The following is a 12,448-nucleotide window of genomic DNA, read 5'->3' as shown; positions in this document are numbered from 1 at the left end:
TTTTCTCTATATGGGGTATTCACATTTGTCTTTCGCGGCATGCTACTTTTGTAGCACTTTTCGAGAAATCGATATCTTTCAATCGTCGGATAGGAGTTATCCAATGTCCGTGACCTCAAAAATTCGACGCCAGGGCGGGGCCGCCGTCATCACGCTACCGCCTACCTTACTGAGACTTCTGCACTTGGAAGTCGGCGCGCAGCTGGAGTTGAATGTGGTCAATGGCGAGTTAATCGCCAGACCGGTTGTACAGCCTGCTCGCAACCGCTACAGCCTTGCAGAATTGCTCGAAGGCGCTGAAGAGATGGCTGAGTTGAATGCGCAGACAGCGGCGGGCAGAGAAGGCGGCCCTGTTGGTCGAGAATTGGGTTGATGGTTCGTCGGCAGCCGCCACAACGCGGTGACGTTTACTGGGTGGATCCCAATCCGGTAGCAGGTCGGGAGATGATGAACCGACACCGCTTCGTCGTGATAACACCCGCTGAAATCAATGCACTGGGTGTAAGCATGATGGTCCCTGTCACCAGCGGTGGGGGCTTCACCCGAAACACGGGTCTGGCGGTGATCATTGCCGGTCATGAGACGAACGGTGTCGCTGTCTGTAATCAAGTGCGCAGTTTTGACATCGAGCAGCGAGTTCGTGACGGCACAGCCAAATTCATCGAGCGTCTGGACGACGTTACGATGGTGGACATTGTTGCGCGAGTTGTCAGTGCCATCGATCCGCTGAACTGAATCGCATCACGAAGAGCAACTGATCTCCAGATGCTTGCCCCACTCTGGGGGCCGCTCGGCGTAGCTGTCCATCCCCGGCTGCTCCTCAAACGGATTGCTTAGCACCGCGTGGAGGCGGCGCACTTCGGAGTAGTCGCCGCCCTCCGCCGCGTCAATCGCTTTCTGTGCCAGATAGTTGCGCAAAATGTACAACGGGTTGACCGCGTGCATCCGTTGGCGTCGTTGCGGCTGATCAAGCTCGCCATCACGGGAAACCCGGGCGACATACCGCTCGCCCCAGGCATCAAACCCTTTGATGTCGACAAAATCATCACGCAAGCGCGCGATGGCCTGTTCCGGTGGTTCATCGCCGAGGCGGCGGAAAAACAGGCTGTAATCGACGCCGCTGTTTTGCATCAATTGCAGAAGGCTTTCCAGCAACGCCTGGTCATCGTCTTCGGCGATGGTCAGTCCCAGGCGGCGGCGCATCAGGTCCAGGTAATGGGCCTGGAACAACGGCAGGTACAGGCCGAGGGTTTCGCGCAGGGCGTCGACGCTGATGAACGGCGTCAGCGCCTGAGCGAGAGCGCTGAGATTCCACTGACCGATCGGCACCTGATTGCTGAAGGAATAGCGGCCCTGATCATCGGAATGGTTGCAGATGAACTGCGCATCGAAATCATCGAGGAAGGCAAAGGGACCGAAATCGAAAGTAATACCGAGGATCGACATATTGTCGGTGTTCATCACGCCGTGGCAGAACCCATAGGCCTGCCATTTGGCGATCAGTTCGGCATTGCGCTCGACAATTTCGCGGAACATGGCCAGGTACGGTTCAGGCTGCTCGAGGGATTCCGGAAAGTGCGCAGCCAGCACGTGGTCACCAAGTTCTTTCTGCTGTTCGGGGCGTTTGGTGTAATAAAAATATTCGAAGTGGCCGAAGCGTACATGACTCGGCGCCACCCGGAGGACCATCGCCGCACGTTCCTGTTTTTCCCGCCACACCGGCGTGTCGGAGCCGATCACGCACAGCGCTCGGGTGGTCGGGATGTTCAACGCGTGCAGCGCCTCTGAGGCAAGAAACTCGCGGATCGACGAACGCAACACGGCACGTCCATCGCCCATCCGCGAAAATGGCGTCTGGCCTGCGCCTTTGAGGTGCAGGTCCCAATGCTCGCCGGCTTCGTTGTAGACCTCGCCCAGCAACAGGCCGCGACCGTCGCCCAGCTGCGGGTTGTAGGATCCGAACTGATGGCCGGAATAGACCATCGCTCTCGGCTCCGCGTCTGCCCACAACTTGTGGCCGCTGAACAGCTCGGCAAATTCTGTGCTTTGAGCCACGGCCGGGTCGAGATCGAGCAGTGCCATGGCAGCGGGGCTGGCCACGACCAGACGCGGGTTGTCGATCGGCTCGGGCAGTACATGCGTGGAAAACGCATCGCCGAGGCGGGCGAAGCGATTATCGAAGGTCAGTTCGTCGAGGGCTTTCAAGGGCCATCTCCCAGCAGAATGTCCGAGCATTCTGCTGGGGATATGCCAGTTAGTCGAGCTTGGTGGCCGGCGGCGCTTGCAGCGGCTCGGCGTCAGTCACCGGCGCGATGGTCTTCTTCTCCGACTCAATGGGCACCATCTTGTATTCCTGGCCTTGCATGTTCTTCAGATAAACCTCCATCTGTCGAAACGAAATGTTGATGTGTTGCTTCTTGAACTCGCGATTGATGAAGCGGTTGACCTCATCGAGCACCGGGTTACGGTCGCCGAGATCACGCACGTGCATGCGCAATTCGTGATCGAGGGTGCTTTCGCCGAAGTTGAGGAAGTACACCAGCGGCTCCGGCTCCTTCAAAACGCGCGGGTTTTCCCGGGCCGCTTTCAGCAGCAGTTCCCTGACCAGGTCAAGGTCCGAGCCGTAATCCACGCCGAGCTTGAGCGTCACGCGGGTGACGGTGTCGGTCAGCGACCAGTTGATCAGTTGGCCGGTAATGAACGTCTTGTTCGGGACAATGATGTCCTTGCGGTCGAAGTCGGTGATGGTCGTGGCGCGGATACGGATCTTGCTTACCGTGCCCGACAAGTTGCCGATGGTAATCGTGTCGCCGATGCGCACCGGACGCTCGAACAGGATCATGATGCCGGAGATAAAGTTGGCAAAAATCTCTTGCATGCCGAAGCCCAGGCCTACCGAGAGCGCCGCCACCAGCCATTGCAGCTTGTCCCAGCTGACGCCGAGGGTCGACAGGGTGGAGACGAAACCGACGCCGGCGATGACATAGGAGAGCAAGGTCGTCGTCGCGTAAGCGCTGCCCTGGGCCAGATTCATTTTCGACAACACCAGAACTTCCAGCAGGCCTGGCAGGTTGCGGGCGAAAGCGAACGTGATGCCGATGATGATCACCGCCCCCAGCATGTCGCCGATGCTGATCGGCACCATGCTCATGTTGGCGCCAGTGCCGCTGGTGTATTCGTACAGGGTGATGTTGTCCAGGTACGAGAACACTGAGATCAGGTCCGACCAGACCCAGTACAAACCGGCGATGAAGCCGCCCAGCAATGCCAGGCGAATCAGGCGCAGGGACTGTTCGTTGACCTTTTCAATGTCCAGGGTTGGCTCTTCAACGATCACTTCGCCGTCGCCGGCCTCTTTCGCCGCCTGACGTTTCGCCAGTGCCCGTTGATAGGCCAGGCGTCGTGCCGCGACGCTGAGGAAGCGCACGAACGCAGCTTCGATGACCAGCCAGAACATCAGCAGGTAGAGGGTGTTGATCAGTCGATCGCTGAGTTTGAGTGCGGTGTAGTAATAGCCGAAGCACACGGCAACGAACAAGGCGATCGGCAGCGCGGTGAACATGACCCCGAGGGCTTTTCGGAACAGCGACGCGTTCTGGTGCGTTGGGCTGCTGATCAGCAGACGGCTGAGCAACCAGGCCATCAAGGCGTAGCAGATCAATACGACCGGCATGCCTAGCACATCATCGGCCAGCGCTGCCGGTTGCAACTCCGCAACGGCGACCACGGCCACCAGTGCCATCACCACCAGCCCGAGCCGGCGTACCCAGCCCTGCAGGAATTCGACCTGGGCTTTCTCCCAGCGGAAGTGCAATTCAGCGACGCCGCCCGGCGCCAGGATGCGATAGGCGGTATAGAACACCAGCCACGCTTGCGCCATTTGCAGCAACGCTGCGCCCATGTTGGCGTTCTGGCCGCGAGCGTCGATTTGCAACGCGAGGCCGCACAGGGCGAGGCCGAGCGAGACGGGCATCGCCAGCAGAATATTGATCAGAATCGCCTGCGGCGTGTGCCACTGGCTGTCGCGCTTGAAGTGGCCAATGTCCTGGTGGATTTTGCTCAGACGTGCGTACAGACTTTTGCGACGCCATAGCAATGCACCGATCAGCAGCGCCAATGGCAGGAACAGCAGTGGCCGCTGAGTCAGGCCGTCAGACAGTTCGCTGAAGCTGGATGCCCACGGCAATGTGGTCACCTGGCGCTCCAGCCTTTCTGGTACGCCGCGCATCCATTCCGGATCGAGTGGTTTGTTGCTGGGAATCCAGAACATCTGCTCGTCCAGCGTTGAGCGCAGGCTTTGCGCGGTGCTCAGCAATTGCTTCTGATTGAGTTGCAACGTGATCGATTCGTTGAGCACGGCGCTCAGTTCACGGTTCAGCCGCTCCAGCAGGTCGGCCCGGGTTGTGGCCAGTTCCATCAGGCTTTTGCGCAGCTGCGGCGTGACTTGCTCGGGCGGTTGCGACGCCAGCAGGTTGTCGACATAACTCGCCGGGTTGCTCAGCAGCTCACGTTGCTGGCTGACTTCGAATTGATACAGGCGAATGTCGGCGATCTGGTCCGCCAGGTCACGATCGACCGTGAGTTTCGGCAGGGCCTGCTTCTGCTTATAGAGGATCTTCGAGAGCAGCAGGCTGCCCTTGAGCACGTTGATTTGCTCATCCAGCGCTGCATCGCTCTGGGTCACGTTGTCCAGTTGTTGCTTGGTCTGCAGATTTTGCTGGGTGACTTCGTTGAGGCGGTCAGTGCTTTTCAGCAAGTAGTCGGACAGCTTGAGGTTCGCCGCGCTTTCCGTCGCGAGCAATGCGCTGCCGCCGGACTTCTGTGCTTCGATGGACTGTTGGGTCACCGTTTCCTGAGATTGCGCCAGACGCTTCTGGTTGATCAGGGTCTGCAGTTCCTGGATTTCCTTGTCCAGGCGATCGGATTTCTCCGTGAGCAAATCGTGCTGGCTGTTGCCGAGATCCTGTAGCTGGCTGTTGCCGGCCAGTTCCTGGCGACGCAGGGGGATCAACGCATTGAGCGCCGCGAGCTCGGCATTGAGCTGATCGCGTTGTTCGCCGCTCAAGGTCTTGCCGTTCTCTTTGCCGGTCTTGAGCAGGTTGTTGATCTGCTGGATTCGCGTCTGGCTGGCGGAGATTTCCGCTTGAGCACGCTCGGGACGGGTCTGCGCAGTGATGACCAGGCTGTTGGCCTCGGCGAGGGCCTTCTGCACATCGCTCTGCTGAGTCGAGCGTTCAGTCAGCATCTGCTCCAGCTGCTGAATCGACTCCTTGGCATAACGCTGCGCCACGGGCAACTCACTGGTGGCCTTGAGGCGAGTCAGTTCGCGCTGGTTCTCGATGTTCTGTTTAGGCGCGGTGGCCAGCTGCTGCTTGAGCGCCACCAGCTTCTGCTCGTAATCACGCTGGTTGGAGAGCTGGGTCAGCGTGCCTTGCAGAACGCTTTGCAGGGCTTTCTGATCGGCTTCCGGCAGCTTGCGGTCGCCTATCTTGTCGAGGCTCGCTTGCACGGATTCGCTGGTGGGCGGTTCGGCCGCTTGCAAGGGGCCGACGGACAGGCTCAGGCCCAGCAGGGCCATGATGAAAAAGTTGCGCAGGGTTGACATAGTGACCGATCAAAAACGAGGCGAAGTGGGGGGGCGTGTTGACGTTTAATCGCGGATCGCGTTGGAGCTGTGAGCGATCCGCGCAAGGCGCGGGACGAAGGTAAGGGTTGTTTCCTTACCAAGTCCCGCAACGCAGTGTGGCTCGCTCACAGCTCCAACCCGCAGGGCCCAGCCCCGCAAAGCGCAATCCGTCGTTATTCGTCGTTCATTTAGAGCAACCAAACTTCTCTCCTCATGCCTAGTCTTGCGCTTTGCGGGGATGGGCGCGACCGTGATTAAACGTCAACACGCCCCCCAGTTTAGAGGAACAAGCCCGGGCCTGGGCGACTTCCTTCGGGAAATCTGACGCCCACTTTGCCGATCTTGTTCCCGTCCATGACCGCGACCGTCCAGATGGTGTTGTTCCATTCCACCTGGTCACCGACTACTGGCGCACCGCCCACTTTCTGGGCGATGAAGCGTGCCAGTGACATGTCCGCATCGATGCCTTCAACCTTCAACCCGTACAAGGCAGCAACCTCGGCCAGCCGGGCGTCTCCTTCGAGTACGAAGTCGCCGAAAAAGCGCAAATCCAGGCCCCGTTGCGGCGCTTGGCTGAACAGTTTTCCGAGGGCGGGAAGGTTGTGTTCATGGCCAATAACACACAGTAAATCATCAACTTCGAGCACTGTACTACCCGACGGATGGAGCAGTTGTTGCCCCCGAAACAGTGCCGCGATACGGGTGCCTTCCGGCATTTTCAGTTCGCGCAGCGGCGAACCGATGCACCATTTCTCGGCGCCGAGCCGATAAACGAACAGCTCCCACTCGCTGGTGACGTGTACTTCGAGTGCGGCTCGGGAGATCGGCGCGGGCTCTGGCGGAACGGTCACTTTCAGAAGTTTCGCCACCCATGGCAGGCTGGTGCCCTGGACCAGCAACGAGACCAGCACGATAAAGAACGCGAGGTTGAAATACAGCTGCGCGTTCGGCAGCCCGGCCATCAGCGGGAATACCGCGAGAATGATCGGGACTGCTCCGCGCAGGCCGACCCACGCAATGAACACCTTTTCGCGACCGTGAAACGCTTTAAAGGGCAGCAGACCGACCATCACCGACAGCGGGCGGGCGAACAGAATCATCCATAAAGCCAAGCCAAGGGCGGGCAGGGCGATCGGCAGCAAATCATGCGGCGTCACCAGCAAGCCCAGCACCAGGAACATGCCGATCTGCGCCAGCCAGGCCATGCCGTCGAGCATGTGCAGCATGCCGTGGCGGCTGCGCACCGGGCGGTTGCCGATGACCAGACCGCACAGGTAAACCGCGAGGAAGCCGCTGCCGTGCAAGGCGTTGGTCAGTGCAAAGACTACGAGGCCACCGGCGATGACCAGGATCGGATAGAGGCCGGTGGCGAGGTTGATCCGGTTGACCAGTTGCAGCATCACCCAGCCACCGCCCAACCCGATCACGCCACCGATGCCGAACTCTCGCACCAGATGCACCAGCAGGTTCCAGTGCAAACCGGTTTCGCCGCTGGCGAGCATGTCGATCAGGGTGACGGTGAGGAACACCGCCATCGGGTCATTACTGCCGGATTCGATTTCAAGGCTGGCGGACACCCGCTCGTTCAGGCCCTTGCCGCCCAGCAGGGAAAACACTGCCGCCGCGTCGGTGGAGCCGACAATGGCGCCGACCAGAAGGCCCTGCATCATGTTCAGGTCGAACAGCCAGGCGGCTGCCATGCCGGTCAGCCCGGTAGTAATCAACACCCCGACCGTGGCCAGTGACAGCGCCGGCCATAACGCCACACGGAAACTCGAGACCCTGGTACGCATGCCGCCGTCGAGCAGAATGATCGCCAGCGCGAGGTTGCCGACCAGATAAGCCGTGGGGTAGTTATCGAAAATGATCCCGCCGCCATCGACGCCGGCGGCCATGCCTACAGCCAGGATAATCACCAGGATCGGGATGCCGAGACGCGAGGACAATGAGCTCACCAGAATGCTCGCACCCACCAGCAACGCGCCGATCAAGAACAGGCTGTTGATGGTCGTCGCATTCAAAGGCATTACTCCAGAAAACCGAAAGGGCGGGCACGAACTGACCATGCAGTCTGCGTGCCAGCGATTCTAACCTGTTGAAATGTGATGCTGTCAAAAAGGTTTTGCAGCAAACCGGTGGCACGACTATTCGTGTAGCAGCTGGCGCAGCCTGCGTCCGACTGCGCAGCAGTCTTGCAACCAGCGTCGCGGATTTTTCAGATAAATCGTCCGAGTGCTGTTACTGATACCGGGCCGGACGCAGGCTGCGCCAGCTGCTACACAGGCGCTGTCAGAGGCTGAATCGCCCAACCATATTGTTCAGGTCCAGCGCCAGACGCGACAACTCGTTACTCGCAGCACTGGTCTGATTCGCGCCGGTCGCCGACTGCACCGACAGATCACGAATGTTGACCAGGTTGCGATCCACTTCGCGCGCCACCTGCGCCTGCTCTTCGGCAGCGCTGGCGATCACCAGGTTGCGCTCGTTGATCTCGACGATGGCGCTGTTGATCGTGTCCAGCGACATCCCTGCGCCGCGGGCGATATTCAGCGTCGACTCGGCGCGCTCGGTGCTGTTGCGCATCGAATCCACCGCGTGCTCGGTGCCGCTTTGAATACTGCCGATCATGCGTTCGATTTCGCTGGTCGACTGCTGAGTGCGGTGCGCCAAAGCCCGCACTTCATCGGCCACTACCGCAAAACCACGACCCGCTTCACCGGCACGCGCGGCTTCGATTGCAGCGTTCAAGGCGAGCAGGTTGGTCTGATCCGCCAGGCCGCGAATCACGTCGAGCACCTTGCCGATGTCGCGGGACTCGTTGGCCAGGTCGCCGATCAGGCTGGCGGTGCTTTGCACGTCAGCGCTCATGCGCTCGATAGCGGTGACGGTTTCCTGAACCAGGTCGCGGCCATCACCGGCGGAGGTAGTGGCATTCTTCGAGGCTTCGGAAGTGCTAACAGCGTTACGCGCGACTTCTTCCACCGCACTGGTCATTTCGTTGACGGCAGTAGCAGCCTGCTCGATTTCGTTGTTTTGTTGGGTCAGGCCACGGGCGCTTTCATCCGTGACGCTGTTGAGTTCTTCAGCAGCGGAGGCCAGTTGTGTGGCCGAGCCCGAAATCCGTTGCAGCGTGTCGCGCAGTTTTTCCTGCATTTTCGACATGGCCAGCAACAAGCGGCCGGCTTCATCGTCGCCATCCACCGTAATCGGACGGGTCAGATCGCCTTCGGCGATTTCTTCGGCAGCGCTCAACGCCTTGGCGATCGGCTTGGTGATGCTGTTGGTCAGCAGCCAGGCAAACAGCAGCGTCAGGGCGCTGGCGATCACCAGCAAGGTGATCACCAGATTCAGCGAGGTCGAATACTGCTCGCTGGCAAGGGTGTCGGTTTCATTGATCTGTTGCGTGTTGATTTCAAGCAGCTTCGCCAGCGCAGCGTTCACCGCCTCTGAGTTGGACAGCAGTTCGCTGTTCAGCATGCTGCGCAGTTCATCGATCTGATTGTTGCGCGAGAGCGTTTTCATCCGCTCTTCGAGTTGACGGTACTGCGCCAGCAGCTGCACGTATTGATCATACGCGGCGCGCTCCTGCGGACCATCGATCAGCGGTTCATAGATACGTTGCGCGTCGCGGATCTGCTGATTGCGCATATCAAACAGTTCGAAGGTTTTCTGCTGCACGTCGGGCTCGCGGTTGACCAGCAAGCGGTAGGACAGCACGCGCAAGCGCAACGTCAGTTGAGTGAATTCATCAAGGCTTTTGATGCTCGGCACACTCATCAAGGCGATATCTTCGCCAGCGCCACGGATTTTGCTCATCTGATTCAGCGCAAACACGCCCAGCACCAGCATCAGGCCGCCAATCAAGGCAAAGCCGAGGAACGCCCGTGGGGCGATGTTCATATTACGAAGGGACATGGTGTTTACCAAAAAAGGCGCATCCGTGCGACGCTGGAGACTTACGTATGGGGGACTTATCGGTCATGCAACTAAAGTCTTGAGGTGCTGCGCGCTTTTGTCGCACGAACGACCCAGCGACGAAGTGCAGGAACCAGATGGGTCAACCACAGTCTTTAAAGTTCGCAAGATCCGTCATCTGCCAGCAAAATCAAGGCTTTGCGCCCGAATAACCCTGGCAACCGTGGTGACTTTTCTTTATCGTACGCGCCCTTTGAAAATGCCTGGAAAATCAAAATGTTGGAAGCATCCCTAAACCAATTGGAACAGATGGTCAGCGACCTGGTGCAACAGAACCAGACCTTGCTCGGCACCAATCAGACCCTGAGCGCCGAGCTGGCTCAGGCCAAGGATGAAAACGAAACCTTGCAACTGAGCCTGATGGAGCAGGAAGAAAAACACGGCGCCACCGCCGCACGTATTCAGGCCCTGGTTGAGCGCGTCAGCGCCGGTCCGGTCAACGCATGAGTGCCGGCGCCGCAGGGGTAAAAGTCGTCTCTATTCTGGGGGAGGACTATTCGATCAAGGCGCCGGCCGGGGAAGAGCAAACCCTGCTGGACGCCGCCATGATGTTGAAAGCCGCGTTGGCCGACACCAAGAGGAAATACCCGACGCTGATCGGCGACCGCTTACTGGTATTGGCTGCGATGAATCTGTGTTCGCAGCAGATCGAAATGAAAAAGCAGCACAAACTCGAACTCGACCGTTATCAAGAGCAAGTCAGCGCCACGGTTGAAGTGATTTCCAAGACGATCAACCAGGTCTGATCGGTTTGCGCACAACCAGAGAATAAGATTGCCGATTGTTTTGTATACAATCGGCACGGCTGTTGCAGGGTTTCAGTCTCTTATTCTCTGGGGGTGAACCATGCAGTTCTGGCGACGCAGCATTCAATGGCAGCTGATTCTGAGTATGGGTACCGCCCTGCTGGTCAGCATCCTGATCGTGGTTGGCATTTATACCCTTGTGGTCAATCGTCTCGCCCAGAGCTATCTGGTCGAGCAAGCGCTGCCGTCGAGCATCGAAGCGATGCGCAACGACATCGAGCGCATCCTCGTTCAACCGCTAACCGCCGCCAAGGATATCGCCAGCAATAGCATGGTCCGGGACTGGTTGGCCGACGGCGAAAGCAGTGCCCAGACCGCGACGTTCGTTAAGTACCTGGAAGGCATTCGCGCCGAGCACAATGCTTTTACCGCGCTGATTATCGGCACGGCATCCAACCACTATTTCACAGAGAAAGGCCAGGACCGGACGCTCAGCCGCGCCAACCCCAAAGACGCCTGGTTCTATACCTTTCTCGACAGCAATCAGCCCCGCACTCTCAATATCGACAATGATGCCGCTACCGGAGAATTGGCGCTTTTCATCGACTTCAAAGTTGAACAGGCGGGCAAAGTCGTGGGCGTTGCCGGGCTCGGCCTGAGCATGAAAGAGCTGTCTGAGCTGATCCACAATTACAGTTTTGGTGAGCGCGGCAAGGTCTATCTCGTGCGTTCCGACGGTTTGATTCAGGTTCATCCGGAATCGCAATTCAGCGGCAAACGCACATTGGCGGAGCAAATTGGCGCCCCAGCGGCGCAGTCTGTCATGGGTCAAAAAGTTGCCGCAAACAGCAGCTTCATCCGCGATGGCGAAGACTTTCTGGCGTTAAGCCTGCCATTGCGCGATCTCGGCTGGACCCTGGTGGCCGAAGTGCCACAGTCGCAGATCTATGCCGAAGCCCGTAAAGCGATGTGGATGAGCAGCTTTATCGGTTTGGCAGTGGCGCTGGTTTGTCTTCTTCTGGTGGTGGTGTTGGCCCGTGGCCTGGTGCGGCCGATTCGTCAGGTAACAGCGGCGCTGGTAGACATCGGTAGCGGTGGTGGAGATTTGACTCACAGGTTAGATTCCAGTCGCGCCGATGAGCTGGGCGACCTCGCACGCGGATTTAACCGGTTTCTCGACAGTCAGCGCGAAATGATCGGTGAAGTGCTGACCACCAGCGAGCGTCTGCGCACAGCAGTCAGCCAGGTAGCGAAGGTGGTCGATAACACCGCTGAGCGTTCCGGGCGTCAGCAGGAAATGACCGACATGGTCGCCACCGCCGTTCACGAAATGGGCCTGACCGTACAGGAAATCGCGCAGAACGCCGGCAATGCGGCATTCGCCTCACAAACCGCCCGCGACGAAGCGATGCAGGCACGCGAAGTGGTCAGCGGCTCGATTCGTCACATCGAAAGCATGTCCGATGAGATCGGTCTGGCCGCCAGCGCAGTGGGCGAGTTGGCGAACCAGGTGGCGTCCATCGATCAGGTCCTGGCGGTGATCCGCGGGATCTCCGAGCAGACCAACCTTCTTGCGTTGAACGCCGCCATTGAAGCGGCACGCGCGGGGGATATGGGCCGCGGGTTCGCCGTCGTCGCCGACGAAGTGCGCACGCTGGCCCGCCGCACGCAGTCGTCCACCGACGAAATTCAGCAGATGATCGGCAGCCTCAAGCAAGGCGCGGAGAATGCGGTGTCGTCGATGCACACCGGGCAAGCGGCGACGGGTACCGGCGTAGAGTCGAGCCAGCGCACCGGCGCGTCGTTGACGGCGATTACCGGGCAGGTTGAGCGGATCAGCGACATGAACCACCAAGTGGCGACCGCGACGGAAGAACAGTCAGCGGTGACGGAGGAGATCAACCGCAACGTGCAGGGGATTTCGGATTTGGCGCGAGCGACGGCGGGGGAAGTGAGAGCTTGCCGAGAGGATTGTCAGACGTTGCAGCGGTTGGCGGATGATTTGGCGCGGCAGATGGGCAGTTTCAAACTCAGCTGATGACGCCATCGCGAGCAGGCTCACTCCTACATTGGATCACTGGTGTTCACAAGTAATGTGTTC

The 12,448-nt window shown here is 59.1% G+C and carries 9 protein-coding genes and 1 pseudogene; 6 read left to right on the top strand and 4 right to left on the bottom strand.

Going from position 1 to position 12,448, the window contains the following annotated elements; genetic code table 11:
- Positions 1–103 precede the first annotated feature (103 nt).
- Positions 104–373 (top strand): AbrB/MazE/SpoVT family DNA-binding domain-containing protein, encoded by a 270-nt coding sequence (locus DU29_RS0113285; protein ID WP_028622158.1) that lies wholly within the window; start codon positions 104–106, stop codon positions 371–373.
- Complete coding sequence (locus DU29_RS0113280; RefSeq protein ID WP_028622157.1) at positions 373–735, top strand: type II toxin-antitoxin system PemK/MazF family toxin; 363 nt, start codon at positions 373–375, stop codon at positions 733–735. Before DU29_RS0113285 ends, DU29_RS0113280 begins: the two co-directional genes overlap by 1 nt.
- Positions 736–741: 6 nt before the next feature.
- Here the strand turns inward: DU29_RS0113280 and selO are convergent, their stop codons facing one another.
- The 4 genes from selO to DU29_RS0113260 form a co-directional block, all read right to left on the bottom strand.
- Positions 742–2,205, bottom strand: coding sequence for a protein adenylyltransferase SelO (gene selO / locus DU29_RS0113275; RefSeq protein WP_028622156.1), 1,464 nt, complete (start codon positions 2,203–2,205; stop codon positions 742–744).
- 49 nt (positions 2,206–2,254) lie between these two features.
- Positions 2,255–5,605: a mechanosensitive channel MscK gene (gene mscK / locus DU29_RS0113270; RefSeq protein ID WP_028622155.1), complete on the bottom strand. Its 3,351-nt coding sequence runs from the start codon at positions 5,603–5,605 to the stop codon at positions 2,255–2,257.
- A gap of 299 nt (positions 5,606–5,904) precedes the next feature.
- Positions 5,905–7,647: a potassium/proton antiporter gene (locus DU29_RS0113265; RefSeq protein ID WP_028622154.1), complete on the bottom strand. Its 1,743-nt coding sequence runs from the start codon at positions 7,645–7,647 to the stop codon at positions 5,905–5,907.
- 268 nt (positions 7,648–7,915) lie between these two features.
- Entirely contained in the window at positions 7,916–9,541 is a 1,626-nt protein-coding gene (locus tag DU29_RS0113260; protein WP_028622153.1) for a methyl-accepting chemotaxis protein, read from the bottom strand.
- A gap of 276 nt (positions 9,542–9,817) precedes the next feature.
- On the opposite strand from DU29_RS0113260, the gene DU29_RS0113255 reads away from it, so the two are divergent.
- From DU29_RS0113255 to DU29_RS1000000133740, 4 genes and pseudogenes are all read left to right on the top strand, one after another.
- Positions 9,818–10,048: a hypothetical protein gene (locus tag DU29_RS0113255; protein WP_028622152.1), complete on the top strand. Its 231-nt coding sequence runs from the start codon at positions 9,818–9,820 to the stop codon at positions 10,046–10,048.
- Complete coding sequence (locus tag DU29_RS0113250; RefSeq protein WP_028622151.1) at positions 10,045–10,347, top strand: cell division protein ZapA; 303 nt, start codon at positions 10,045–10,047, stop codon at positions 10,345–10,347. Before DU29_RS0113255 ends, DU29_RS0113250 begins: the two co-directional genes overlap by 4 nt.
- A 100-nt stretch (positions 10,348–10,447) precedes the next feature.
- Positions 10,448–11,521: pseudogene (locus DU29_RS1000000133745) on the top strand (HAMP domain-containing protein); the annotation flags it as partial.
- Between the two features lie 18 nt (positions 11,522–11,539).
- Positions 11,540–12,385 carry a methyl-accepting chemotaxis protein gene (locus DU29_RS1000000133740; protein ID WP_442961300.1) on the top strand — a complete coding sequence of 282 codons (846 nt, stop codon included), beginning with the start codon at positions 11,540–11,542 and terminating at the stop codon, positions 12,383–12,385.
- Positions 12,386–12,448: the final 63 nt, after the last annotated feature.

The sequence above is a fragment of the Pseudomonas sp. Ant30-3 genome (genome assembly GCF_000690905.1).
In the GTDB taxonomy this organism is placed as follows: domain Bacteria; phylum Pseudomonadota; class Gammaproteobacteria; order Pseudomonadales; family Pseudomonadaceae; genus Aquipseudomonas.
The sequence above is the reverse complement of the archived record's forward strand: the minus strand, read 5'-3'. Positions and strand labels throughout refer to the sequence as shown.

What these genes read in the sequence shown, in the direction of transcription:
- DU29_RS0113285 (WP_028622158.1), top strand. Translation starts at nt 104, where the DNA reads ATGTCCGTGACCTCAAAAATTCGACGCCAGGGCGGGGCCGCCGTCATC.
- DU29_RS0113280 (WP_028622157.1), top strand. Translation starts at nt 373, where the DNA reads ATGGTTCGTCGGCAGCCGCCACAACGCGGTGACGTTTACTGGGTGGAT.
- mscK (WP_028622155.1), bottom strand. Translation starts at nt 5,605, where the DNA reads ATGTCAACCCTGCGCAACTTTTTCATCATGGCCCTGCTGGGCCTGAGC.
- DU29_RS0113260 (WP_028622153.1), bottom strand. Translation starts at nt 9,541, where the DNA reads ATGTCCCTTCGTAATATGAACATCGCCCCACGGGCGTTCCTCGGCTTT.
- DU29_RS0113255 (WP_028622152.1), top strand. Translation starts at nt 9,818, where the DNA reads ATGTTGGAAGCATCCCTAAACCAATTGGAACAGATGGTCAGCGACCTG.
- DU29_RS0113250 (WP_028622151.1), top strand. Translation starts at nt 10,045, where the DNA reads ATGAGTGCCGGCGCCGCAGGGGTAAAAGTCGTCTCTATTCTGGGGGAG.
- DU29_RS1000000133740 (WP_442961300.1), top strand. Translation starts at nt 11,540, where the DNA reads ATGATCGGTGAAGTGCTGACCACCAGCGAGCGTCTGCGCACAGCAGTC.